Below are 25,035 nucleotides of genomic sequence, written 5' to 3'. Positions count from 1 at the left end.
GCTTATAGATTTACTGGTGTGATGATTGGGCGCTTCGGCGCCCTTTTTTATGCGCGGGAAATTATTTGACGCCGTGCTGGGCGAACCATGCCAGCATGCGCTGCCATCCGTCTTGCGCCGCTTCGGCGTTGTAGCTGGGGCGATAGTCGGCGTTGAACGCATGCCCGACTTCGGGATACACCACGATTTCGGCCTCGGCGTTGGCGGCGCGGATCGCCTGACGCATGGTTTCCACCGTCTCCAGCGGGATGCCGCTGTCATGCCCGCCATACAGCCCCAGCACCGGCGCCGACAGGTGGGTGGCGACGTCGACCGGCTGCTTCGGTGAATTCAGCGTTTTCTCGCCGACCAGTTTGCCGTACCAGGCGACCGCCGCCTTCAACTGCGGGTTATGCGCCGCGTACAGCCAGGTGATGCGGCCACCCCAGCAAAAACCGGTGATCGCCAGCTTGCCGGCGTCGCCGCCGTGGCGGATAGCCCAGTGCGCGGCGTGATCCAGATCCGACAGCACCTGACGATCCGGCACCTTGGTGACCAACTGCTGGAACAGCTCGCCGATATCGGTGTAGTCGTTGGCGTCGCCCTGGCGGAAATAGAGCTCGGGCGCGATCGCCAGATAGCCCTGCTTGGCCAGGCGGCGGCACAGATCCTGAATATGTTCATGGACGCCGAAGATTTCCTGCACCACCAGCACGATGGGGAAAGGGCCGCTCTGGTCGGCGGGTTTGGCGACGTAGGCCGGCAGCGCGTCGCCCTGAGAAGGAATGGTCGTTTGCCCGGCGTGAATGCCCTGTTCGTCGGTGATAATCGCGGAGGCGGCCAACGGCGCGGCGGCCGGGGCGAATCCCCCCTGAGCCTGTTCTAATGTCATCACATGTTCGGTTTTCATTGCGGTCTCCGTGCAATAGAAAAAAGCGCTGAGATTAACTATAGGAAAGATTATCCATTATTGGCGCTGCGTGGCGCACTTTCGGACAAGTTGATAAAAAACGGCTAATTATCTGGCTTTGCGGCATTTTTAAGCGCTTTTTATCATGTTATTACGCGTTTTGCCCCGCGTAAGTGCCATAAGGTGCGTTAGAGGGCTTTTTTGTCCCTAAGCAACCGATAAGATGGGGTTATTTTGGATTGATCAGCTAAATAGTTTCAGCCGGCAACCAACGGGCAGAGGGCGGCAAGATTTGTCGGCTAGACTGAGGTATAGCGGTGCGCTCTGGGTGCGTTACAGTGCTTTTTTGTGATAAAAATCACAAAAAATATGTAGCATGTAATTTGTTTCTCTTTTCATAGTGACTATCGTCACGAAATTAAGCGGCGATTTTCAGTAGAGTGCTTTTTTGTTCCTCCCAATAAACATGATCCATGAGGAGTCTCGTATGTCTCAGTCTGACGTTTTTCATCTCGGCCTCACCAAGAACGATTTACAAGGGGCCCAGCTTGCCATCGTGCCGGGCGATCCGCAGCGCGTAGAGAAGATTGCCAAGCTGATGGAAAATCCGGTGCATCTGGCCTCCCATCGTGAATTCACTACCTGGCGCGCGGAGCTGGACGGCAAGGCGGTGATCGTCTGCTCTACCGGTATCGGCGGCCCGTCTACCTCTATTGCGGTGGAAGAGCTGGCGCAGCTGGGCATTCGCACCTTCCTGCGCATCGGCACCACCGGCGCCATTCAGGCGAACATCAACGTCGGTGACGTGCTGGTCACCACGGCGGCGGTACGCCTCGACGGCGCCAGCCTGCACTTTGCGCCGATGGAGTTCCCGGCAGTCGCTGACTTCGCCTGCACCACCGCGCTGGTGGAAGCGGCCAAGGCCAGCGGCGCTACCACGCACATCGGCGTGACCGCCTCCTCCGATACCTTCTATCCGGGCCAGGAGCGTTACGACACTTACTCCGGCCGCGTAGTCAGCCGCTTCAAAGGCTCGATGGAAGAGTGGCAGGCGATGGGCGTGATGAACTATGAAATGGAATCCGCCACGCTGTTGACCATGTGCGCCAGCCAGGGCCTGCGTGCCGGCATGGTGGCCGGGGTGATCGTCAACCGCACCCAGCAAGAGATCCCGAACGCCGAGACCATGAAAAACACCGAAAGCAAAGCGGTGCAGATCGTGGTGGACGCCGCCCGCCGCCTGCTGTAATCGCCTTTCCCCCAACGGGCCGCCGACGCGGCCCGTTTTTCCATTCGCGGCGAATCTGTTACGGTGATACTCCTCAGCGCTGCGCCGATGGCTGCCGCGCGTTGTCATAACAAAAACAACGAGGACGTTTATGACCGCCCAGATCCTGCTTCATCCTTCGCTCGCGCCGCTCGACGGCGGCATCAATTTCCGCGACTTCGGCGGCAACGGCGTGGCCGACGGGCGCCGCATCAAGCGCGGCCTGCTGTTCCGCTCCGGTTCCCTCGAGCGGCTGACGGAAAACGACTGCACCTTTCTCGCCGGCGTGCCGGTGCGCTCGGTGCTGGACTACCGCGATGCCGACGAGGTGCAGGCCAAGCCGGATATTCTGTGGAATGGCGCCGATTATCACCACGTGCCGGCCAACCCGCTGAGCAGCGAAGTCAACGCCAACCTGGAGAAGCTCACCAACGAGACGCTGGCCGCCTTCGACGCCCGCGCGTTCATGCTGGAACTGTATCGCCGCCTGCCGTTCGGCAATGCGGCCTATCAGCGGCTGGCGCAGCTGTTGAGCAATCCTGGCGGCGGCGCCATCGTGCAGCACTGCGCGGTCGGCAAGGATCGCACCGGGGTCGGTTCGGCACTGGTGCTGTTTGCGCTGGGGGCCGACGAAGCGACGGTGCTGGAAGACTATCTGCTGACCGAAACCACGCTGGCCACTTTCCGCGAGCAGATGCTGGATCAGCTGTCTATCAAGCTGAATGCGGCGGCGCTGGAGCAATTCGCCTACGTGCTCAGCGCGCGCGAGGAGTTCCTGATGACGGCGTTGGGCTGCATCCGTCAGCAATACGGTTCCACCGACCGCTGGCTGGAAGCGGAATACGGCCTGGGCGCAGCCCAGCGCGAAGCGCTGCAGGCGTTCTACCTCGAGTAAATCGCCGCGCGTTTAGCCGGGGTTTAACTCGCCCCGGCCTATCCTAGGCGGCGAATTATCGCGTATCAGGAGCCCCGCATTGAGCCTCAATGACGTTATCAACTGGGTCAGCGACGTCGTGCGTCAGCACGAAGGCTGGGCCATTCCCATCATCTTTTTCCTGGCGTTCGGCGAGTCGCTGGCGTTTTTGTCGCTGCTGCTGCCGGCCACGGTGATCCTGCTGGCGCTGGGCGCGCTGATCGGCGAAAGCGGCATCGCCTTTTGGCCGATTTGGGCCGCTGCCGCCGTCGGGGCGTTTTTCGGCGACTGGCTCTCTTACTGGATCGGCTATCACTATCAGGACCGGGTGGCGCATATGTGGCCGCTGTCGCGCAATCCGCAGCTGCTGGCGCGCGGCCACGCGTTCTTTGAACGCTGGGGCGTGCTGGGCATCTTCATCGGCCGCTTTTTCGGCCCGCTGCGCGCCGTGGTGCCGCTGGTGGGCGGCATTTGCGGCATGCCGCAGCGTTATTTCCAGTTAGCCAACGTCACGTCGGCGATGATCTGGGCGTTCGGCATTCTGGCGCCGGGGGCATTCGGCATCAAGTGGCTCAGCCAGTGGCTGGGCTGATTTCTCGCTAAATTGCGCAGCGCCGCGCAATATTGTGCACGGCGGGCAAAATCAGGCTGGACATCCATACAGGCTCCCCTTAACGTGACGGGCAATGGGCGTGCGAAACGCCGGAACGGCAAGGTGCAACAGGAGGCAGGGTGGATACCAGTCTGATTTATGGGATTGGCGGCGTAACGATCGGCATGCTGTTGGGGTGGTTGATCGCCAGTCTGCGGGTGCAACAGACGAATGCGCAGCATGAAACCGAGCTGCGGTTGCTGGAGCAAGCGTTGCAGCAGGCGCAGCAGGAAACGGCGGCGCGGCAGGAGGCTCTGCAGCGCCATGAGCAGCAGCTGCGGCAGAGCGAGCTGGAGCTGCGTAACCTGCACAGCCAGCTGGCGGCCGGGCATGAAAAGCTTCAACAGCTCAACCATTGGCGCAACGAATGCGAATTGCTCAACCAGGAGCTGCGCGCCCAGCGCGAGGTTAACAGCGCGCAGGAGGCTGAGCTGCGCGAAGTCACCATCCGTCTGGAAGAGACGCGCATGGCGGCGGAGGAGAAGCAGCGCCTGCTTATCAACAGCGAACAACGCCTCACCACCCAGTTTGAAAACCTCGCCAACCGCATTTTTGAACACAGCGGCCGCAAGGTGGACGAGCAAAATAAGCAAAGCTTGGATCGGTTGCTGCTGCCGCTGCGTGAACAGCTGGACGGTTTCCGCCGTCAGGTGCAGGACAGCTTTGGTCAGGAGGCGCGGGAACGTCACACACTGACGCACGAAATACGTAATCTGCAGCAGTTGAACGCACAGATGGCGCGCGAGGCCATTAACCTCACCAAGGCGCTTAAAGGCGACAACAAAACGCAGGGCAACTGGGGCGAAGTGGTGCTGAGCCGGGTGCTGGAGGCCTCCGGCCTGCGCGAAGGGCACGAGTATGAAACGCAGGTCAACGTGCGGGTGGATCACCAGAGCCGCATGCAGCCCGATGTGATCGTGCGCCTGCCGCAGGGCAAGGACGTGGTGATCGACGCCAAGATGTCGCTGATCGCCTACGAGCGCTATTTCAACGGTGAAGACGAGGTGGAGCGCGAAGCGGCGCTGAGCGAACACATCGCCTCGCTGCGTGGCCACATTCGCATGCTGGGCCGCAAGGACTATCAGCAGCTGCCGGGGCTGCGCTCGCTGGATTATGTGCTGATGTTCATTCCGGTCGAGCCTGCCTTCCTGCTGGCTATCGATCGCGAGCCGGAGCTGATCAGCGAAGCGCTCAAGCACAACATCATGCTGGTCAGCCCGACCACGTTGCTGGTGGCGCTGCGCACTATCACCAACCTGTGGCGCTATGAGCATCAAAGTCAGAACGCCCAGCGCATCGCCGATCGCGCGGCGAAACTGTATGACAAGATGCGGCTGTTCGTGGACGATATGTCCGCGCTGGGGCAGAGCCTGGACAAAGCGCAGGGCAGTTATCGTCAGGCGATGAACAAACTGAGCGAAGGCCGTGGTAATCTTATCGGCCAAATTGAAGGTTTTCGCGCGTTGGGGGTTGAGGTCAAGCGGCCGATCAACCCGCTGCTGGCGCAGCAAGCCGGCGCGCAACACGATGAAGCGGAAGAGGCGAACGACGATGATGTCGCCGCGCTGCCGCAGACGAAAGACGATGACGATACCGCCGGGGAACCAGGCTTCGTTTCGCACGGCTGAGGCCGTGGCGAGGTGGGGTATTCCCCAGGCTTCTGGTACACTCATCCACACAAAATTGACTGAATAGCAGGCAGGACAATGGCAGATCAACCGCAGGAAACCACCGATTTCGGTTTTCGCACCGTCGCTAGAGACGAAAAACAGGCCATGGTGGCGGACGTTTTTCATTCGGTAGCGGCAAAGTATGACGTGATGAACGACCTGATGTCGTTCGGCATCCACCGTATCTGGAAGCGTTTCACCATTGACTGCAGCGGCGTGCGCCGTGGGCAGCGCGTGCTGGATCTGGCCGGCGGTACCGGCGATCTGGCGGCCAAGTTCTCCCGCATGGTCGGCGAGCAGGGGCAGGTGGTGCTGGCGGACATCAACGATTCGATGCTGAAGATGGGACGCGAGAAGCTGCGCGATCGCGGCATCGTCGGCAACATCAATTACGTGCAGGCCAACGCCGAAGCGCTGCCGTTCCCGGACAATTACTTCGATTGCATCACCATCTCCTTTGGCCTGCGCAACGTCACCGACAAAGACAAAGCGCTGCGCTCGATGTTCCGCGTGCTGAAGCCGGGCGGTCGCCTGCTGGTGCTGGAATTCTCCAAGCCGCTGCTGGCGCCGCTGAGCAAAGCTTACGATGCCTACTCGTTCCACGTATTGCCGAAGATCGGCGAGCTGGTGGTGAAGGATCCGGACAGCTACCGCTACCTGGCGGAATCGATCCGCATGCACCCCGATCAGGAAACCCTGAAGGGCATGATGGGCAACGCCGGTTTTGAAAACGTCACCTATTTCAACCTGACCGGTGGGATTGTCGCCCTGCATCGCGGCTTCAAGTTCTGAGAGGGAGATGCCGATGCTGTTTACCCCTCTGCTGACCGGTGCGCTGGAAACCTCGCTGAATAATCTGCTGTTTCGCGATCGCAGCATGAAAGCCGCTCGCCAACGCCTGGCGGGCAAGGTGCTGCGTATCGAACTGGAAGAGCTGGCTTCACCGCTGGTGCTGGTGTTCAGCGAACTGCGCGTGGACGTGCTGGGGCAGTCTGAGGACAGCGCCGATTGCACCGTGCGCAGCCGCATTCCCGCCTTACTGAAGCTGCGCGATCGCCAGCAGTTGCCGGTGCTGATGCGCAGTGGCGAATTGACGGTGGAAGGCGATATTCAGGTGGTGCAACAGCTGGTTGGCCTGCTCGATCTGGCGGAGTGGGATCCGGCGGAGTGGCTGGCGCCCTATATCGGCGATATCGCCGCCCAGGGCATTACGCAGGCGCTGGGAAAAGGCGCCTCGCTGCTGAAAACCGGCTTTATGCGCCGGCAGCAGGACATGGCGGAGGCGTTGACGGAAGAGTGGCGTCTGGCGCCGGGGCCGCTGGAAGTGGTGTGGTTCAACGAGGAAGTTGATGCACTCGCCCGCAGCGCGGAAGCGCTGTCTGCCCGCATGGACAAGTTGGAGGGCAAGCGATGACCCCAGGCGAACTGCGCCGTTTGTATTTTATCGTCCGCGTTTTTCTCAGCTATGGGCTGGACGAACTGATCCCTAAAATGCGTTTGACGCTGCCGCTGCGCTTCGGCCGCCGGCTGCTGTTCTGGATGCCGAATCGGCACAAGGACAAGCCGCTGGGTGAACGCCTGCGGCTGGCGCTGCAGGAACTGGGGCCGGTCTGGATCAAGTTCGGCCAGATGATGTCGACCCGCCGCGATCTGTTTCCGCCGCAGATTGCCGATCAGCTGACTTTGTTGCAGGACCGGGTCGCGCCTTTCGACGGCGCGCTGGCGCGTAAACATATCGAACTGGCGATGGGCGGCCCGCTGGAAACCTGGTTCGACGATTTCGATCAGCAGCCGTTGGCCTCTGCTTCGATCGCGCAGGTGCATACCGCGCGGCTCAAAACCACCGGCCAGGAAGTAGTGCTGAAGGTGATCCGGCCGGATATCGGGCCGATCATCAAGGCCGACGTGCGCCTGATGTACCGTTTGGCCGGCTGGGTGCCGAAGCTGTTGCCGGACGGCCGCCGTCTGCGCCCGCGCGAAGTGGTGCGCGAGTACGAGAAAACCCTGCTGGACGAATTGAACCTGCTGCGAGAAGCGGCCAACGCCATTCAGCTGCGCCGCAATTTCGACGGCAGCCCGATGCTGTACGTACCGGAAGTTTATTCCGACTACTGCCGTGAAAGCGTATTGGTGATGGAGCGCATCTACGGCATTCCAGTCTCGGATATCGCCACGCTGGAGCAGCAGGGCACCAACATGAAACTGTTGGCGGAACGCGGCGTTCAGGTGTTCTTTACCCAGGTATTCCGCGACAGCTTCTTCCATGCGGACATGCATCCCGGTAATATTTTCGTCAGCTACGAACATCCGGAAGATCCTTGCTATATCGGCATCGACTGCGGCATCGTCGGCTCGCTGAACAAGGATGATAAACGCTACCTGGCGGAAAATTTCATCGCCTTCTTCAACCGCGATTACCGCAAGGTGGCGGAACTGCACGTCGACTCCGGTTGGGTGCCGCGCGACACCAATGTGGAAGACTTTGAATTCGCCATCCGCACCGTGTGCGAGCCGATTTTCGAGAAACCGCTGGCGGAGATTTCCTTCGGCAACGTGCTGCTGAACCTGTTCAACACCGCACGCCGCTTCAATATGGAAGTGCAGCCGCAGCTGGTGTTATTGCAGAAGACCTTGCTGTATGTTGAAGGACTGGGGCGCCAGCTCTACCCGCAGCTGGATTTGTGGACCACGGCCAAGCCGTTCCTTGAGAGCTGGCTGCGCGATCAGGTCGGCATCCCTGCCGTGGTGCGCGCGCTGAAAGAAAAAGCACCGTTCTGGGCGGAGAAGCTGCCGGAACTGCCCGAGCTGTTTTACGACAGCCTGCAGCAGCATAAACTGTTGCAACAAAGCGTTGATAAGCTGACCAACCAAATGCAGGCTCAGCGGGTTCGTCAGGGGCAGTCACGTTATTTGTTCGGCGTTGGCGCTACACTCTTGGTAAGCGGCACGCTGTTGCTGCTGGGGCAAATCGAGGTGTTTCCTGCCTGGATGATGGCCGCCGGCATCGTATGCTGGGTGATTGGCTGGAAGCGAACCACCTGATTTAATTCGTCACTCTGGTAAAGTCGGCCCTATAATGCGGGCTGGCTTTGAAAGACCCTTTAAAATTAGAGGTAATTAAAATGGGCGGTATTAGTATTACGCAATTGTTGATCATCGCAGTGATCGTGGTGTTGCTGTTCGGTACCAAAAAACTGCGCACGCTGGGCTCCGATCTCGGCGCCTCGATCAAGGGCTTCAAGAAGGCGATCGGCGACGACACGCCGTCGACCCCCAACACGGCTGAGAAAAGCAGCCTGGATGACGCTGACTTCTCGGCCAAGCCTATTACCGATAAGCAGCCGGAAGTGAAACCGGAAGAGTCGAAGAACAAAGAGCAGGTATAAACCGTGTTTGACATTGGGTTTAGTGAGCTGCTGCTGGTGCTGGTGATCGGCCTGGTTGTTCTGGGGCCGGAACGGTTGCCGGTCGCGGTCAGAACGGTGTCGGGCTGGATCCGCGCGCTGCGCTCGCTGGCGGCCTCGGTGCAGCACGAACTGTCTCAGGAACTGAAGCTGCAGGAGCTGCAGGACAGCCTGAAAAAAGCGGAACAGGCCGGTTTGCAGAACCTGACGCCGGAGCTGAAGGCGTCAATGGATGAGCTGAAAGACGCGGCGGAATCATTGAAACGCACCTACCGGGGCGAGAAAGAAGAGCTGGCGAACACCATTCATAACCCGCAGGTCACCGATCCGGAAGCCTTGCACGACGGCGTGACGCCGGCGGAAGCGGCAACCAGCGCCAGCGCGCCCGCCGCCGTGCCAAAACCGGCAGCGGAGCCTGAGGCCGTCGCGCCTGTGTCACCGGCCGCGCCAGTGCCAGCGCAGCAGGCTAAAGCGCCGGTGGAAACCGCGCCGGCACCTGTCGAACCTGTTGCGGATAAAACCCCAGCGTCTCACCAACCTAGTGGCGATCGTTAATACATGGCTGTTGAAGATACCCAACCCCTTATCAGTCATCTGATAGAGCTGCGCAAGCGGCTATTGAACTCGATTATTTGCGTGCTGGCGGTGTTCGTGGTGCTGGTGTTTTTCGCCAACGACATCTACCAGCTGGTCTCTGCGCCGCTGCTCAAGCAGCTGCCGGCCGGGGCGAGCATGATCGCTACCGACGTGGCGTCACCGTTCTTTACGCCGATCAAGCTGACCATGATCGTCTCGGTGTTCGTCTCAGCGCCGATGATTCTGTATCAGGTGTGGGCATTCATCGCACCGGCGCTGTACAAGCATGAACGCCGCCTGATGATGCCGCTGCTGGTGTCCAGCAGCCTGCTGTTCTACCTCGGCATGGCTTTCGCCTACTTCATCGTGTTCCCGCTGGCCTTCGGCTTCTTTGCCAAGACCGCGCCGATGGGGGTGACCATTGCGACCGACATTAAAAACTACCTCGATTTCGTCATGGCGCTGTTTATGGCGTTTGGCGTCGCCTTCGAAGTGCCGGTCGCCATCATTCTGCTGTGCTGGAGCGGCGTCACCTCGCCGGAAGATCTGAAGAAGAAACGGCCGTATGTGTTGGTCGGCGCGTTTGTGGTCGGCATGCTGTTGACGCCGCCGGACGTGTTCTCGCAAACCCTGTTGGCAATACCGATGTATTTGCTGTTTGAAGTGGGGGTGTTCTTCGCTCGCTTCTATACCGGTAAACGTCGCCCGCAGGCGGAAGAAGAAGACGAGGGTGACGAACCCCCAGCACCCTGATCCACATTGATTGCGAAGCCGCCCATTGGGCGGCTTTTGCTTTGGAAAAAACCATGTTTGATATCGGCGTTAATCTCACCAGCAGCCAATTCGCCAAAGACCGCCAGGCGGTGGTGGAACGCGCCCGCGTTGCGGGCGTGACGGGGATGTTGATTACCGGCACCGATCTGGCGGAGAGCCGCGAGGCCGCCGAACTGGCGCAGCAACATGCGGGCTACGGTTGGTCTACCGCCGGCGTGCATCCGCACTACGCCAGCGGTTGGGATGAACACACCGCCGAGCAGATTTATGCGTTGGCCGCGCGCCCTGAAGTGGCGGCGATCGGTGAATGCGGCCTGGATTTCAATCGCAACTTCTCGACGCCCGCGCAGCAGGAAGCGGCGTTCACCGCGCAGCTGGCGCTGGCGGCGGAGTTGGCGCTGCCGGTGTTTCTCCACTGCCGCGACGCACACGCACGTTTTGCCGAGCTGTTGGCGCCGTGGTTGGATAAACTGCCCGCGGCCGTGGTGCACTGTTTCACCGGCACCGCCGAAGAATTAACAAGCTGCCTGTCGCTGGGCCTGTCGATCGGGATTACCGGTTGGGTCTGCGACGAGCGGCGCGGCCTGGAATTGCGCGCCCTGTTGCCGCAGATCCCGGCCGAGCGTCTGTTGCTGGAAACGGACGCCCCTTATTTGTTGCCCCGGGATTTACAACCTAAACCCGCATCTCGCCGCAACGAACCCTGTTTCCTGCCCCATATCGTGCATCAGGTCGCCGTCTGGCGACAGGAAGAGCCGCAATGGCTGGGGCAAAAAACCGATGAGAACGCCCGCCGGCTATTCCGGCTGGTTTGAGCTAGGAGAAAACTATGAGCTATGCATTTCCGGGTACCTTCCCTGGTCGCCGTATGCGCCGCGTGCGCCGTCATGACTTCAGCCGCCGCCTGGTCGCCGAAAACCAACTGACGGTCAACGACCTGATTTATCCGGTGTTTGTCATGGAAGGCAGCAACCGTCAGGAAGAAGTGGCCTCGATGCCGGGCGTATCGCGCATGACGATCGATCTGCTGGTCAAAGAAGCGGAAACCATCGCCAAACTCGGCGTGCCGGTGATCTCCCTGTTCCCGGTGATCGAGCCGGGCCTGAAATCGCTGCATGCGGAAGAAGCCTATAACCCGGAAGGGTTGGTGCAGCGCACGGTGCGCGCGCTGAAAGACGCGGTGCCTGAGCTGGGCATTCTGACCGACGTAGCGCTCGATCCCTACACCACGCATGGGCAGGACGGGGTCATCGATGAGCAGGGCTATGTGATTAACGACGTGACCAAAGACATCCTGGTGCGTCAGGCGCTGTCCCATGCCGAAGCGGGTGCCGAAATCGTGGCGCCGAGTGACATGATGGACGGCCGCATCGGGGCGATCCGCGATCGTCTGGAATTGCAGGGCCTGGTGAATACCCAGATTATGGCCTATTCCGCCAAGTATGCTTCCTGTTACTACGGCCCGTTCCGCGATGCGCTGGGCTCCAGCGGCAACCTGAAGGGCGGCAACAAGAAGACCTATCAGATGGATCCGGCCAACAGCGACGAAGCGCTGCAGGAGATTGCACAGGATCTGCAGGAAGGCGCGGACATGGTGATGGTGAAACCGGGCATGCCGTACCTCGACGTCGTACGCCGCGTGAAGGATACCTTCGGCGTGCCAACCTTCGCTTATCAGGTGTCCGGCGAGTACGCGATGCATATGGCGGCGATTCAGAACGGCTGGCTGCAAGAACAACCTGCGGTGATGGAATCGTTGATGTGCTTCAAACGCGCCGGCGCCGACGGTGTGTTGACCTACTTCGCCAAGCGTGTCGCCCAGTGGCTGCACGACGACGCGATGCGTCGTTAAGCGCCAACTGAGCCAACAAAAAGGCGCCTGAGGGCGCCTTTTGCATTACATCTTCTGGAACTGTCGGTTGTCGATGCTTTGACTGACCTGTTTGTTGATCAGGTTCAGCAACAACATGGAACGCGCCTCGCCGTCCGGCTCGGTGTAGATCGCCTGCAGCCCTTCGAATACGCCGTCGACGATCAGAACGGTATCCCCCGGCTGCGGGGTTTCCGGATCGACATAGGTTTCGCTGGCGTGCGTGCGCAGCTCATCGATCACCTTGCTCGGGATCACGCTCGGCAACGCGCCGAAACGCACGAAGTGGCTGACGCCGCGGGTGGCGCTGATGGTGGTGGTGTGAATGCGCTCCGGGTCGAACTCCACAAACAGATAGTTGGGAAACAGGGGTTCGCTGACCGCGATGCGCTTGCCGCGCACGATCTTTTCCAGCGTGATGATCGGGCTGAGGCAGTTTACCTGCTGCCGTTCCAGATGTTCCTGCGCTCGCAACAGCTGACCGCGTTTGCAATAAAGTAGATACCAGGATTCCATAATTTCACATGCCTTTCTGCCAGCCGGTAAGCATATCAAAAGCTATTCCGGATACATAGTGATGCAAGTTTCAGCGTGTAACATCACCTATCTCTATGAATATGCGGCTATTAGCGAGGGGTCACACACTTATCGATACGGCGCTGGTATAACAGAGGGCTGAAAATTTGTTACCGTCACAGTATGGCAAGGCGTTGCGCTACCGGCTGTGACGCTATTCATCGTTTTTGACCGAGGGGGAAAGAAATGGAGCTGTTTCTATTGAGCAACGGCAAGCTGTCTGGCGAAGCCGAGCTGCTGGGGTACGCCAAAAGCCAACTGCTGGCGATGATTGCGCGTCGCGGCATCAAATCCGCCGTCTTTATCCCTTACGCCCTGATCCGTTATGACTACGACCAGCGTGCGCAGGAACTGGCGCAAACGCTGGGCATCGAAGTCACCAGTATCCACCACGCCGCTTCGCCGGCGGCGGCGATCGCGCAGGCGGAGTGTATTTTGGTCAGCGGCGGCAATACCTGGTTGCTGAACCAAATGCTGCACGAACAAGGCCTGATCGTGCCTATCCAGCGCGCGGTGCGCGAGCGTGAGGTGCCTTACGTCGGCTGGAGCGCCGGTTGCAACGTGGCTACGCCGAGCATTCGTACCACCAATGATATGCCGGTGCGCTGCAGCGTGGTGCTGCCGGCTCTGGGGCTGTTCCCGGTGCAGATCAACCCGCATTACATCGACGCGCATATCAGCGGCCACATGGGCGAAACCCGTGACGAGCGCCTGGCGGAGTTCTGCGCGGTCAACCCGAGTGAATCGGTGGTGGCGCTGCGTGAAGGCAGCCTGCTGCACGTTGAAGGCGATGCGCTGCGTTACTTCAGCGCTAACGGGCAGGGCTTCAAGGTGTTCCGCCACGGCGAGGAGACGCGCGAATATCAGGATACGCGTGCGCTGGCCACGCTGGTGCCGTTCAACTGCGGCTGAGGGCCACCCCGCAGCGGGCGGCGTTAACAAAATTGCAGCAACAACCGTGAAGAGGGCTTATAATGCCCTCCCCACTGGCCGTTATAATGATCAGCATGAAATACCGTGACTTACGCGATTTCCTCTCGTTGCTGGAGAAGAGAGGGGAACTAAAACGCATCAGCCAGCCGATCGATCCTTACCTGGAAATGACGGAGATTGCCGATCGCACCCTGCGGGCGGGCGGCCCGGCATTGCTGTTTGAAAACCCGAAAGGCTACGACATGCCGGTGCTGTGCAACCTGTTCGGCACCGCCAATCGCGTGGCGATGGGCATGGGGCAGGAAGACATCAGCGCGCTGCGCGAAGTCGGCAAACTGCTGGCGTTCCTCAAAGAGCCTGAGCCGCCGAAAGGCTTCCGCGATCTGTTCGACAAAATGCCGAAGTTCAAGCAAGTGCTGAACATGCCGACCAAGGTGCTGGGATCCGCGCCTTGTCAGGAGCAGGTATGGCAGGGTGAGGATGTCGATCTGGGCCGTATTCCGGTGATGCACTGCTGGCCGGAAGACGCCGCGCCGCTGATTACCTGGGGGCTGACGGTGACCCGTGGCCCGCATAAGGAACGGCAAAATCTCGGCATCTATCGCCAGCAGGTGTTGGGCAAGAACAAAGTGATCATGCGCTGGCTGTCGCATCGCGGCGGCGCGCTGGATTATCAGGAGTGGTGCCAGGCGCACCCCGGCGAGCGTTTCCCGGTCGCGGTAGCGCTGGGCGCCGATCCCGCCACCATCCTCGGTGCGGTCACGCCGGTGCCGGATACCTTGTCTGAATACGCTTTTGCCGGGCTGCTGCGCGGCAATAAAACCGAAGTGGTCAAGTGCCTTTCCAACGATCTGGAAGTGCCCGCCAGCGCCGAAATCGTGCTGGAAGGCTATATCGAGCCGGGTGAAATGGCGCCGGAAGGCCCCTACGGCGACCACACCGGTTACTACAATGAAATCGACCAGTTCCCGGTGTTCACTGTCACCCACATCACCCAGCGCCGCAACGCGATCTACCACTCGACCTATACCGGCCGCCCGCCGGATGAGCCGGCGATCCTGGGCGTGGCGCTGAATGAAGTGTTCGTGCCGATCCTGCAAAAACAGTTCCCGGAAATCGTCGATTTCTATCTGCCGCCGGAAGGGTGCTCGTACCGCCTGGCGGTAGTGACCATGAAAAAACAGTACGCCGGCCACGCTAAACGCGTGATGATGGGCGTCTGGTCGTTCCTGCGGCAGTTTATGTACACCAAATTTGTTATCGTCTGCGATGACGACGTCAATGCGCGCGACTGGAACGACGTGATTTGGGCGATCACCACACGAATGGATCCGGCAAGGGATACCGTTCTGGTGGAGAATACGCCGATCGACTATCTGGACTTCGCCTCGCCGGTTTCCGGCCTGGGTTCGAAGATGGGGCTGGACGCCACCAATAAATGGCCGGGTGAAACCGATCGCGAATGGGGCCGTCCGATTCAGATGGATGAAAAGGTACGTGCGCGCGTCGACGAAATCTGGGATGAGCTCGCAATCTTCAGTGACAGGGAACCGACGCTGTAGCGTCAGGCCCTGTTCTCAGCTTTGCATTGATGACCCGACAGAGGGAACGCATGACAATATTGAGCTGTAAAGTGACCTCGGTAGAGGCCATTACCGATACGGTTTATCGGGTACGTCTGGTGCCCGAGCAGCCGTTTTCTTTCAAGGCAGGGCAATATCTGATGGTGGTGATGGACGAGCGCGACAAGCGTCCGTTCTCGCTGGCATCTACCCCGACGCAGCAAGATTATATCGAGCTGCACATCGGCGCTTCGGAGCTGAATCTGTATGCCATGGCGGTGATGGATCGCATCCTGAAAGAGCAGGCGATCACCGTCGACGTGCCGCACGGCGACGCCTGGCTGCGGGAAGAGGGCAGCCGTCCGCTGGTGCTGATCGCCGGCGGCACCGGCTTCTCTTACGCGCGTTCAATCTTGTTGACCGCGTTGGAGCAGCAGCCCGATCGCGACATTTCGATCTACTGGGGCGGGCGTGAGCTGAAGCACCTGTACGATTTGAGCGAGCTGGAAGCGCTGTCGTTGCAGCATCCGAATCTGAAGGTGATCCCGGTGGTCGAGCAGCCGGAAGCCGAATGGCGCGGCCGCAGCGGCACCGTGCTCAGCGCGGTGCTGCAGGATTTCGGTACGCTGGCGGAGCACGATATCTATATCGCCGGGCGTTTCGAGATGGCGAAAATCGCCCGTGAGCGTTTCTGCGCCGAGCGCGGCGCGCTGGAAGCGCATATGTTCGGCGACGCGTTTTCGTTTATCTGACAGAGGCGATGCGCAGTGAACGGGGTGGCCGAGGGTCGCCCCGTTTTTATTTGGGCGCCGGCAAACTTCAGGCATAAAAAACCCGCCCCTGACAGGCGGGAAGAACGGCAACTAAACTTGGCGGGATGCCGCGATTTGAAGTGGTGACGCGGTCATCCCAAGATAGACACAGCTAAACGCGTTCGAAGACGGTGGCGATGCCCTGGCCCAGGCCGATGCACATGGTCGCCAGGCCGAACTGCGCGTCGCGACGTTCCATGTTGTTCAACAGGGTGGTCGAGATGCGGGAGCCTGAACACCCCAGCGGGTGGCCGAGCGCGATGGCGCCGCCGTTCAGGTTGATCTTGTCGTCGATGCTGTCCATCAGTCCCAGATCCTTGATGCACGGCAGAGACTGGGCGGCGAACGCTTCGTTCAGCTCGAACAGATCGATGTCCTGCACGCTCAGACCGGCGCGTTTCAGCGCCAGCTTGCTGGCCGGCACCGGGCCGTAACCCATGATGGAAGGATCGCAGCCGACGACCGCCATCGAGCGGATGCGGGCGCGGGCCTTCAAACCGAGCGCTTTGGCGCGCGATTCGCTCATCAGCAGCATGGCGGAAGCGCCGTCCGACAGGGCGGAAGAACTGCCGGCGGTGACGGTGCCGTTGACCGGATCGAACGCCGGACGCAGGGCCGACAGGCTTTCGACGGTGGTTTCCGGGCGAATGACTTCATCGAAATCGTAACGGGTCAGCACGCCATCGGCGTCGTGGCCGTTGGTCGGTATGATCTCGTTTTTGAAGTAACCTGCCAGCGTCGCCGCATGCGCGCGCTGGTGGGAGCGGGCGGCGAACTCATCCTGCATCTGGCGGCTGATGTTGTGCATCTTGGCCAGCATTTCGGCGGTCAGCCCCATCATCCCGGCGGCTTTGGCCACGCTGCGGCTCAGCCCCGGATGGAAATCCACGCCGTGGTTCATCGGCACATGACCCATGTGTTCCACGCCGCCGATCAGGCTGACGTGCGCGTCGCCGACCATGATGGCGCGCGCCGCGTCGTGCAGCGCCTGCATCGAAGAGCCGCACAGGCGGTTGACGGTCACCGCCGGTACGCGGTGCGGGATCTCGGCCAGCAGCGCGGCGTTGCGGGCGATGTTGAAGCCTTGTTCCAGCGTCTGCTGCACGCAGCCCCAGTAAATGTCATCGATCTCGGCGGCATCCAGCGCCGAGTTGCGGCTCAGCACTTCACGCATCAGGTGAGCGGAAAGATCTTCGGCGCGCACCTGGCGGAAGGCGCCGCCCTTGGAGCGGCCCATCGGCGTGCGTACGGCATCAACAATAACTACGTTTTCCATCTTTATGACCTCATGCCGGTTGGCGGGTAGCGACGTCGGACAGCGGTGTCGCCACCGGGTAGTAGCTTTCATTGCGTTCGGCCTTGGCGCGCAGACCGGCCGGCACCTGATACAGGGCGCCGAGGTGTGCGTAACGCTGGGCCAGCTCAACGTAGTTGGCGGTGCCGAGCGTATCCAGGTAGCGGAACGCGCCGCCGTGGAACGGAGGGAAGCCAATGCCGTAAACCAACGCCATATCGGCTTCCGCCGGGCTGGCGACGATCTTCTCTTCCAGGCAGCGAACCACTTCGTTGATCATCGGGATCATCATGCGCGCGATGATTTCTTCGTCGCTGATGGTCTGGCGTGGTTGGCTCACTTCGGCCAGCAGAGCATCGGTCTGCTCGTCGTTGTCCTTGCGCGGTTTGCCTTTGCTGTCCTGGCTGTAGCGGTAGAAGCCCAATTGATTTTTCTGACCGAAGCGCTGGTTGTCGAACATCACGTCAATGGCGTCGCGATAGTCTTTGCTCATGCGATCCGGGAAGCCGGCGGCCATTACCGCCTGCGCGTGGTGCGCGGTGTCGATGCCCACGACGTCGAGCAGGTAGGCCGGGCCCATCGGCCAGCCGAACTGTTTTTCCATCACTTTATCAATCTGACGGAAGTCGGCGCCGTCGCGCAGCAGCAGGCTGAAGCCGGCGAAATACGGGAACAGCACGCGGTTGACGAAGAAGCCCGGGCAGTCGTTCACCACGATTGGCGTTTTGCCCATGCGGCTGGCGTAGGCCACCACTTTGGCGATGGTGTCATCGCTGGTCTGTTCGCCGCGGATGATTTCAACCAGCGGCATGCGGTGTACCGGGTTAAAGAAGTGCATGCCGCAGAAGTTTTGCGGGCGCTTCAGCGATTTTGCCAGGTGATTAATCGGAATGGTCGAGGTGTTCGACGCCAGAACGGTGTCCTCATCGATCAGGTTTTCCACTTCCGACAGCACGGCGGCTTTGACCTTCGGATTCTCGACGACCGCTTCAACGATCACCTGTGCGCGCTCGATGCCGGCGTAGTCCAGCGTCGGCTGAATGGTCGACAGCACCTGCGCCATTTTCAGGCCATCCAGCTTGCCGCGCTCCAGCTGCTTATTGAGCAGCTTGGCCGCTTCGCTCATGCCCAGCGTCAGCGACTTGTCGCTGATGTCTTTCATGATCACCGGCACGCCTTTCAGCGCCGATTGGTAGGCGATGCCGCCGCCCATGATGCCGGCGCCCAGCACCGCCGCCTGTTTCGGCGCATCCACATTCTTGGCCAGCTTTTTCGCCTGGCCCTTCACGAACTGGTCGTTAAGGAAGATGCCGACCAGCGCGCGCGCTTCGTTGGAACGCGCCAACGGCACGAAGCTGGCGGTTTCCAGTTTCAGCGCTTCATCGCGGCCCAGCTTGGCGGCAGCTTCAATGGTTTTCACCGCGGTCATCGGCGCCGGGTAATGTTTCCCGGCGGTCTGCAGCACCATGCCTTTGGCGGTGGTGAAGCTCATCGCTGCTTCAATCGGGCTGAGCTTCAGCGGCTCCAGCTTAGGTTGACGCGCGGCGCGCCAGTCCAGCTTGCCGTCGATCGCCTGTTGCAGCATTTTCAGCGCCGCTTCGGCCAGTTTTTCCGGTGCCACTACCGCATCCACCAGACCGACTTTCAACGCGTCTTTGGCGCTGACGTCTTTGCCGGCGGCGATGATTTCCAGCGCGCTGTCGTTACCCAGCAGGCGCGGCAGGCGGACGGAACCGCCGAAGCCCGGCATGATGCCCAATTTGGTTTCCGGCAGGCCGATGCGCGCGTCCGGTGAGGCGACGCGGAAATCGGTCGCCAGAATGCATTCGCAACCGCCGCCGAGCGCATAGCCGTTAATGGCCGAAATGGTCGGCACCGGCAAATCTTCCAGCCGGTTAAAGACGTTGTTGGCGAACACCAGCCACTCTTGCAGCTTTTCAGCCGGTGCGGCGAACAGAGAAAGGAATTCGGTGATATCGGCGCCGACGATAAACGCGGCTTTGGAGGAGCGCAGCAGCAGCCCCTTCAGCTCAGGCTGGTTTTCCAGCACGGTGAGCGCTTCGCCCAGGCTGGCGACGGTGCGGGTGTCCAGCTTGTTGACCGAGCCCGGTGCGTTGAACACCAGCTCGGCGATGCCGTTATCGAGCCAGTGCAGTTGTAATGTTTCGCCTTGGTAGAGCATGTCTATCTCCTGAATCAGCGTATGATCTGGTATGACCAGATGATGAGGAGTGTGGTTTTTATGTTAAAAATATGCAAATGAGAGATTGCATATTTGCTGGTCGGATCACATCTCGCCAAGTTAGTTTTTTGATTTAAAACGAAGTTATATTTTATGTGCTATCGGCATTTGCTGGAGTCTGTCGGCCCTCATACACTTGCCTGCAGCGATTTAGCATTCAGACGAGGTAAGGCATGACTAAGGCGGCTTGTGTCAAACGCAGCGGCTTATGGAGTATTCCCGCCAGAACCATGACGCTGGCGTGTCTGTTGGTATTTATGGCGCAGATGGCGACGACCGTGTACCTGCCTTCGCTGCCGACGGTGATGCGCGAGTTGGCAATGAGCCGGCGCGCCACCGAGCTGTCCATTTCGATCTTCGTCATCGGCGCTGCCTTGCCGGTGCTGTTCTGGGGCGCGGCTGCCGATCGCTTTGGCCGCCGAGCGCCGCTGACGCTTTCCCTGCTGCTTTTCATTGGCTGCAGCGGGCTGTTGGCGCTGTGCAGCAACGGCGCCCAGCTGCTGGTGCTGCGCGCGCTGCAGGGTGTGGGCGCCGGTGGCGCGGCGATCATTGCACGCATCATCGTGCGGGATAACTGGAGCGGTGACGAGTTGGCGCGGCGGCTGTCGGTGCTCTCTATCGCTTTTATCACCGCGCTGGGCGGCGGTCAGTTCGTCGGCGGCCTGCTCAGCCAATATTCGCACTGGCAGATGGGCTTCGTCTTGATGGGTGCCACCGGTTTGGTCATTCTGGCGCTGATGGCGACGCTGCCGCTGGAGGCGGGGCGCGATCGCGGGCCTCGCCCGGCGATGACGGCTACCTACTTCGCCATCCTGCAGCGGCCGGGATTTTTTTGGCCGGCCTGCGTCGGCGGGCTGGGTTTCGCCACCACGGTGACGTTGCAGGAGGTGAGCCCGTTCGTCATGCAACAGGGTTTTGGTCTCAACGTCACGGCGTTCGGCGCGCTGGGCTTGGTGATCGGCATCGCCTACTTTAGCGGCGCGTTGACGGTGAACCGTACGGTGGCGCGCGTCGGCGGGAAAAAACTGATGCAAACCGGCAGCGGCATCGTGGCCCTGGCGACGGTGGCGATCCTGATATTGTGGTGGAGCGGCATTCTGGCCGGCCTTTCCGGTATGGCGCTGTTCATCGCGCTGTATTGCCTGACTATTTTTGGCCAGGCGGTGTTGTTTCCCAACAGCATGGCGATGGCGGTCAGCGACGCCAAAGAGTACGGTGCCTATGCGATGGCGCTGTGCGGCTTTCTGCAGCAGTGTCTGGCGGGCGTCGCCGCGGCCGGCGCGGTGTTGTTGGAGCACCATGGCCTGTGGGCGCTGGCGATAGCGGTGCTCGGCCTGGCCGGTTGGCTAATGGTTAAACTGCGGATGTAACGGCATTTGCAGGGAATTGCGAGCTGCTCCGCATGCCCAACGCGATGAGGTTGGTGCGTCGGAGCGCTGTGTTAAGATGGCTTCTTTCGTGCTAAGGCATAAGGGTACTGTGATGGAAACGCTGGCTTCTTTGTATAACGACCACCTGGCAGAGCTGCAAAAACGCGCGCGCGAAGTGCTGGAGCGCAACAAGTTGGATGCGCTGCTGATTCACTCCGGAGAACTGCAAAAGGTATTTTTGGACGACCATAGCTATCCGTTCAAAGTGAACGCGCATTTCAAAGCCTGGGTGCCGGTGACGTCGGTGCCGAACTGCTGGTTGTGGATCGACGGTGTTAACAAGCCGAAGCTGTGGTTCTACTCCCCGGTTGACTACTGGCACAGCGTAGAGCCGCTGCCGGACAGTTTCTGGACCAAATCCCTTGAATTGATGCCGCTGGCCAACGCCGACGCCATCGCCCAGCAGCTTCCGCCGCAGCGCGAGCGCGTGGGCTATATCGGTTATGCGCAACAGCGCGCCCGCGATCTCGGCATCCCTTCCGAGAACATCAACCCGAAAGCGGTGTTGAACTACCTGGATTTCCACCGTTCGATCAAAACCGGCTATGAGCTGGCCTGCATGCGCGAAGCGCAGAAGACGGCGGTAACCGGCCATCGTGCGGCGCATGAGGCCTTCCTCTCCGGCATGAGCGAGTTCGACATCAACCTGGCCTACCTGACGGCGACCGGCCACCGCGATACCGACGTACCTTACGACAACATCGTGGCGCTGAACGAACACGCTTCGGTGCTGCACTACACCAAGCTGGATCATCAGCCGCCGGCCGAATCCCTGAGTTTCCTGATCGACGCCGGCGCGGAATATAACGGCTACGCAGCCGATCTGACCCGCACCTACGCGGCGCAAAGCGGCAGCGAGTTCGCCCACTTGGTGAAAGATCTCAACGGTGAGCAGCTGGCGTTGATCGACACCATCAAAACCGGCGTGCGTTATACCGACTACCATGAGCAGATGCACCAGCGCATCGCCAAGCTGCTCAAGAATCACAAGTTGGTGAACGGCCTCAGCGAAGAGGCGATGGTTGAAACGGGTATCACTACGCCGTTCCTGCCGCACGGGCTGGGCCACCCGCTGGGCCTGCAGGTGCACGACGCCGCCGGCTTTATGCAGGACGAGCAAGGCACCCATCTGGCGGCGCCGTCCAAGTATCCGTTCCTGCGCTGCACTCGCGTGTTGCAGCCGGGCATGGTGTTGACCATCGAGCCGGGTCTGTACTTCATCGACTCTCTGTTGGCGCCGTGGCGCAGCGGTGAGTTCAAGCAGCACTTCGCCTGGGATCGCATCGATGCGCTGAAGCCGTACGGCGGCATCCGCATCGAAGACAACATTGTGATCCACGAAAAGCGCATCGAGAACATGACGCGCGATCTGAACCTGGCCTGATGCGGCCGTACCCGATACCGGCGGAAGCGACCTGCTTTACCGAAGAAATAAAGAAGAGCCGTTTTATCACCCTGCTGGCGCCGACCAGCGGGGTAGAAGCGGCAAAGGCGTTTATTCAGCAGGTGCGGGATGAGCACCCGGCGGCGCGGCACCATTGTTGGGCATTCGTCGCCGGCAGCCCCGATGACTCGCAGCAGCTGGGGTTCTCCGACGATGGAGAACCGTCGGGCACCGCCGGCAAACCGATCCTCGCGCAGCTGATGGGCAGCGGTATCGGCGAAGTGACCGCCGTGGTCGTTCGTTACTATGGCGGCGTCAAGCTGGGCACCGGCGGGCTGGTGAAAGCCTATGGCAACGGTGTTCAACAGGCGTTGAAGCAGTTGGCGTTGGTACAAAAGGTGCCGGAAGCAGAATATATCTTGCAGTGCGACTATGCGCAGTTGGCGCTGGTGGAGAACTTGCTGCAGCAAACCGCAGGCCGGATCCTGCAGGGCGAATACGGCGCCGCCGTCGTGCTGCATCTGGCCTTGCCGGCCACCGAGGTCGAGCTGTTTGGAAATAAATTGCGTGATCTCAGTCGCGGTAATTTGCAATTAACCCCCATTTCGCAATAATTCCTCCCAATTGAATTGCTAAGGATCGTGCTGAAATGCATTTTCGCGCCATAACCCGTATCGTTGGTCTGCTGGTCATCCTGTTCTCCGGGACGATGTTTATTCCCGGCCTGGTGGCATTGATTTACCGCGATGGGGCGGGGCGTGCATTCAGCCAAACCTTCTTCGTGGCGCTGACCATCGGTCTGATGCTGTGGTGGCCGAACCGCAAACAGAAACACGAGCTGAAGCCCCGGGAAGGCTTCCTGATCGTCGTGCTGTTCTGGACCGTGCTGGGCAGCGTGGGGGCATTGCCGTTCCTGTTTTCGGAACGGCCCAACCTGTCGCTGACCGACGCCTTCTTTGAATCCTTCTCGGGATTGACAACCACCGGTGCGACGACGCTGGTGGGATTGGACTCGCTGCCGAAGGCCATTCTGTTCTATCGCCAAATGCTGCAATGGATGGGCGGCATGGGGATCATCGTGTTGGCGGTGGCGATACTGCCGATACTCGGCGTCGGCGGCATGCAGCTGTATCGGGCGGAAATGCCCGGGCCGCTGAAAGACAACAAGATGCGTCCACGCATCGCCGAAACCGCCAAAACCCTGTGGCTAATCTATGTGTTGCTGACCGTCGCCTGTGCGCTGGCGCTCTGGGGGGCTGGGATGTCGGTGTTCGACGCCATCGGCCACAGTTTCTCGACCATCGCCATCGGCGGTTTTTCTACCCACGACGCCAGTATCGGTTATTACGCCAGTCCGACCATCAACACCATCATCGCTGTGTTCCTGTTGATTTCCGGCTGTAACTACGGCCTGCACTTCGCTTTGCTAAGCGGTCGCAGTCTGAAGGTGTATGGGCGCGATCCTGAATTCCGCATGTTCATCTTCGTCCAGTTGACGTTGGTGATGGTATGCACGTTGGTGCTCTGGGGGCATGGCGTCTATAAGAGCGGTATGGAAACGCTCAATCAGGCGTTCTTCCAGGTGGTATCGATGGCGACCACGGCCGGTTTTACGACCGACAGCATCGCCAAGTGGCCGCTGTTTCTGCCTATGTTGTTGCTGTGCTCGGCGTTCATCGGCGGTTGCGCCGGCTCGACCGGCGGTGGCCTGAAGGTGATCCGTATCCTGCTTCTGTACCTGCAGGGATCGCGCGAGTTGAAAAGGTTGGTGCACCCCAACGCGGTCTATACCATCAAATTGGGCAACCGCGCGCTGCCGGAACGCATCCTGGAGGCGGTATGGGGATTCTTCTCTGCCTATGCGCTGGTGTTTATCGTCAGCATGCTGGCGATCATTGCCACCGGCGTTGACGACTTTTCCGCGTTCGCCGCAGTGACGGCAACGCTCAATAACCTCGGCCCCGGCTTGGGCGTAGTGGCGGATAACTTCACCACGATGCCGGCGGCGGCCAAGTGGATCCTGGTGGTGACGATGCTGTTCGGGCGCCTGGAAGTGTTCACATTGCTGGTGCTGTTCACGCCAACCTTCTGGCGTGAGTGAGCCTGATATAAGGAGTACGCCATGAAGGCATTGATACTTTATTCGAGCCGTGACGGGCAAACACGCGCTATCGCTTCTTATATAGCAAGCAAGCTGCAGGACACGCTGCGTTGTGAGGTGATCGATCTGCTGCAGGCGGAACAGGTCGATCTTAGCCAGTATCAGCAGGTGATGATCGGCGCTTCTATCCGTTACGGGCACTTTAACCCGGCGCTGGATAAATTCGTCAAGCGTCATGCCGAGCAACTGAATCGAATGCCGAGCGCGTTCTTTGCCGTGAACCTGACCGCGCGTAAACCGGAAAAGCGCTCGCCGCAAACCAACGCTTATACTCGCAAGTTCCTGCTGGCCTCGCCGTGGCAGCCAAAACAGTGCGCGGTGTTTGCCGGCGCATTGCGTTATCCGCGCTATCGCTGGTTCGACCGCATCATGATTCAATTTATTATGCGTATGACGGGCGGTGAAACGGATACCAGTAAGGAAGTGGAGTACACCGATTGGCAGCAGGTCGACCGTTTCGCCCAGGAATTTAGCCAGATCCAGTACGAAAAGTGACAAAAATGCGGGTTTGGCCAGCGTTTTGCCGAAAAAACCCGCGCTTGAAAAGTTTTTTGCAATTAGGGGTTGCGGCCCGCCGAGAACTCCCTATAATGCGCCTCCACTGACCGGGAACAACGACTGACAAG

Annotated in this window: 24 protein-coding genes; 20 read left to right on the top strand and 4 right to left on the bottom strand. The window is 60.1% G+C overall.

What is annotated here, in order from left to right:
- Positions 1 to 61 precede the first annotated feature (61 nt).
- Entirely contained in the window at positions 62 to 889 is an 828-nt protein-coding gene (locus AWX27_RS17740) for a dienelactone hydrolase family protein (RefSeq protein ID WP_060424147.1), read from the bottom strand.
- A 487-nt stretch (positions 890 to 1,376) separates the two neighbouring features.
- On the opposite strand from AWX27_RS17740, the gene udp reads away from it, so the two are divergent.
- The 12 genes from udp to hemB all read left to right on the top strand — a co-directional run bounded on the left by udp (position 1,377) and on the right by hemB (position 11,997).
- Positions 1,377 to 2,138, top strand: coding sequence for a uridine phosphorylase (gene udp / locus AWX27_RS17735; RefSeq protein WP_004934432.1), 762 nt, complete (start codon positions 1,377 to 1,379; stop codon positions 2,136 to 2,138).
- A 130-nt stretch (positions 2,139 to 2,268) separates the two neighbouring features.
- Complete coding sequence (locus AWX27_RS17730) at positions 2,269 to 3,051, top strand: tyrosine-protein phosphatase (RefSeq protein WP_049209368.1); 783 nt, start codon at positions 2,269 to 2,271, stop codon at positions 3,049 to 3,051.
- Positions 3,052 to 3,130: 79 nt separating this feature from the next.
- Positions 3,131 to 3,661, top strand: coding sequence for a DedA family protein (locus tag AWX27_RS17725; protein ID WP_019455291.1), 531 nt, complete (start codon positions 3,131 to 3,133; stop codon positions 3,659 to 3,661).
- A 140-nt stretch (positions 3,662 to 3,801) separates the two neighbouring features.
- Entirely contained in the window at positions 3,802 to 5,349 is a 1,548-nt protein-coding gene (rmuC, locus tag AWX27_RS17720) for a DNA recombination protein RmuC (RefSeq protein WP_060424144.1), read from the top strand.
- 78 nt (positions 5,350 to 5,427) lie between these two features.
- A complete protein-coding gene (ubiE, locus tag AWX27_RS17715; RefSeq protein WP_025304918.1) occupies positions 5,428 to 6,183 on the top strand; it encodes a bifunctional demethylmenaquinone methyltransferase/2-methoxy-6-polyprenyl-1,4-benzoquinol methylase UbiE in 756 nt (251 codons plus the stop codon).
- 13 nt (positions 6,184 to 6,196) lie between these two features.
- A complete protein-coding gene (locus tag AWX27_RS17710; RefSeq protein ID WP_060424142.1) occupies positions 6,197 to 6,805 on the top strand; it encodes a ubiquinone biosynthesis protein UbiJ in 609 nt (202 codons plus the stop codon).
- Complete coding sequence (gene ubiB / locus AWX27_RS17705) at positions 6,802 to 8,433, top strand: ubiquinone biosynthesis regulatory protein kinase UbiB (RefSeq protein WP_038874180.1); 1,632 nt, start codon at positions 6,802 to 6,804, stop codon at positions 8,431 to 8,433. The genes AWX27_RS17710 and ubiB overlap by 4 nt, the downstream gene beginning before the upstream one ends.
- A gap of 80 nt (positions 8,434 to 8,513) precedes the next feature.
- Positions 8,514 to 8,777: a Sec-independent protein translocase subunit TatA gene (tatA, locus tag AWX27_RS17700; RefSeq protein ID WP_004934452.1), complete on the top strand. Its 264-nt coding sequence runs from the start codon at positions 8,514 to 8,516 to the stop codon at positions 8,775 to 8,777.
- Positions 8,778 to 8,780: 3 nt separating this feature from the next.
- Positions 8,781 to 9,350 carry a Sec-independent protein translocase protein TatB gene (gene tatB / locus AWX27_RS17695; RefSeq protein WP_060424141.1) on the top strand — a complete coding sequence of 190 codons (570 nt, stop codon included), beginning with the start codon at positions 8,781 to 8,783 and terminating at the stop codon, positions 9,348 to 9,350.
- A 3-nt stretch (positions 9,351 to 9,353) separates the two neighbouring features.
- The gene (tatC, locus tag AWX27_RS17690; protein WP_004934456.1) at positions 9,354 to 10,124 is read left to right on the top strand and encodes a Sec-independent protein translocase subunit TatC; all 771 of its coding nucleotides are present in this window, start codon (positions 9,354 to 9,356) and stop codon (positions 10,122 to 10,124) included.
- A 53-nt stretch (positions 10,125 to 10,177) separates the two neighbouring features.
- The gene (gene tatD / locus AWX27_RS17685; RefSeq protein WP_060424396.1) at positions 10,178 to 10,960 is read left to right on the top strand and encodes a 3'-5' ssDNA/RNA exonuclease TatD; all 783 of its coding nucleotides are present in this window, start codon (positions 10,178 to 10,180) and stop codon (positions 10,958 to 10,960) included.
- Between the two features lie 14 nt (positions 10,961 to 10,974).
- Positions 10,975 to 11,997, top strand: coding sequence for a porphobilinogen synthase (gene hemB, locus AWX27_RS17680; RefSeq protein WP_033636707.1), 1,023 nt, complete (start codon positions 10,975 to 10,977; stop codon positions 11,995 to 11,997).
- A 45-nt stretch (positions 11,998 to 12,042) separates the two neighbouring features.
- Here the strand turns inward: hemB and rfaH are convergent, their stop codons facing one another.
- Positions 12,043 to 12,531 (bottom strand): transcription/translation regulatory transformer protein RfaH, encoded by a 489-nt coding sequence (gene rfaH / locus AWX27_RS17675; protein WP_004934466.1) that lies wholly within the window; start codon positions 12,529 to 12,531, stop codon positions 12,043 to 12,045.
- A 246-nt stretch (positions 12,532 to 12,777) separates the two neighbouring features.
- Between rfaH and pepE the strand changes: the two genes are divergently transcribed.
- The 3 genes from pepE (at position 12,778) to fre (ending at position 15,838) form a co-directional block, all read left to right on the top strand.
- Positions 12,778 to 13,503 (top strand): dipeptidase PepE, encoded by a 726-nt coding sequence (gene pepE, locus AWX27_RS17670; protein WP_060424139.1) that lies wholly within the window; start codon positions 12,778 to 12,780, stop codon positions 13,501 to 13,503.
- A gap of 86 nt (positions 13,504 to 13,589) precedes the next feature.
- Positions 13,590 to 15,086, top strand: coding sequence for a 4-hydroxy-3-polyprenylbenzoate decarboxylase (gene ubiD, locus AWX27_RS17665; RefSeq protein WP_025304926.1), 1,497 nt, complete (start codon positions 13,590 to 13,592; stop codon positions 15,084 to 15,086).
- A gap of 50 nt (positions 15,087 to 15,136) precedes the next feature.
- The gene (gene fre, locus AWX27_RS17660; RefSeq protein WP_004934474.1) at positions 15,137 to 15,838 is read left to right on the top strand and encodes an NAD(P)H-flavin reductase; all 702 of its coding nucleotides are present in this window, start codon (positions 15,137 to 15,139) and stop codon (positions 15,836 to 15,838) included.
- A 172-nt stretch (positions 15,839 to 16,010) separates the two neighbouring features.
- Here the strand turns inward: fre and fadA are convergent, their stop codons facing one another.
- On the bottom strand, positions 16,011 to 17,174 hold the full coding sequence (gene fadA / locus AWX27_RS17655) for an acetyl-CoA C-acyltransferase FadA (RefSeq protein WP_060424136.1): 1,164 nt from the start codon (positions 17,172 to 17,174) through the stop codon (positions 16,011 to 16,013).
- A gap of 10 nt (positions 17,175 to 17,184) precedes the next feature.
- Complete coding sequence (fadB, locus tag AWX27_RS17650; protein WP_060424134.1) at positions 17,185 to 19,374, bottom strand: fatty acid oxidation complex subunit alpha FadB; 2,190 nt, start codon at positions 19,372 to 19,374, stop codon at positions 17,185 to 17,187.
- 233 nt (positions 19,375 to 19,607) lie between these two features.
- On the opposite strand from fadB, the gene AWX27_RS17645 reads away from it, so the two are divergent.
- From AWX27_RS17645 to hemG, 5 genes are all read left to right on the top strand, one after another.
- Complete coding sequence (locus AWX27_RS17645) at positions 19,608 to 20,804, top strand: MFS transporter (RefSeq protein WP_060424132.1); 1,197 nt, start codon at positions 19,608 to 19,610, stop codon at positions 20,802 to 20,804.
- Between the two features lie 112 nt (positions 20,805 to 20,916).
- The gene (gene pepQ, locus AWX27_RS17640; protein ID WP_060424129.1) at positions 20,917 to 22,248 is read left to right on the top strand and encodes a Xaa-Pro dipeptidase; all 1,332 of its coding nucleotides are present in this window, start codon (positions 20,917 to 20,919) and stop codon (positions 22,246 to 22,248) included.
- Positions 22,248 to 22,862 carry an IMPACT family protein gene (locus AWX27_RS17635; RefSeq protein ID WP_060424127.1) on the top strand — a complete coding sequence of 205 codons (615 nt, stop codon included), beginning with the start codon at positions 22,248 to 22,250 and terminating at the stop codon, positions 22,860 to 22,862. The genes pepQ and AWX27_RS17635 overlap by 1 nt, the downstream gene beginning before the upstream one ends.
- 35 nt (positions 22,863 to 22,897) lie before the next feature.
- The gene (trkH, locus tag AWX27_RS17630) at positions 22,898 to 24,349 is read left to right on the top strand and encodes a Trk system potassium transporter TrkH (protein ID WP_060424124.1); all 1,452 of its coding nucleotides are present in this window, start codon (positions 22,898 to 22,900) and stop codon (positions 24,347 to 24,349) included.
- Between the two features lie 21 nt (positions 24,350 to 24,370).
- The gene (gene hemG, locus AWX27_RS17625) at positions 24,371 to 24,904 is read left to right on the top strand and encodes a menaquinone-dependent protoporphyrinogen IX dehydrogenase (protein ID WP_025304933.1); all 534 of its coding nucleotides are present in this window, start codon (positions 24,371 to 24,373) and stop codon (positions 24,902 to 24,904) included.
- Positions 24,905 to 25,035 lie beyond the last annotated feature (131 nt).

Source organism: Serratia sp. 2880STDY5682894, assembly GCF_001537385.1.
Lineage (GTDB): Bacteria > Pseudomonadota > Gammaproteobacteria > Enterobacterales > Enterobacteriaceae > Serratia > Serratia nevei.
This window is presented reverse-complemented; position numbering and strand designations above follow the sequence as displayed.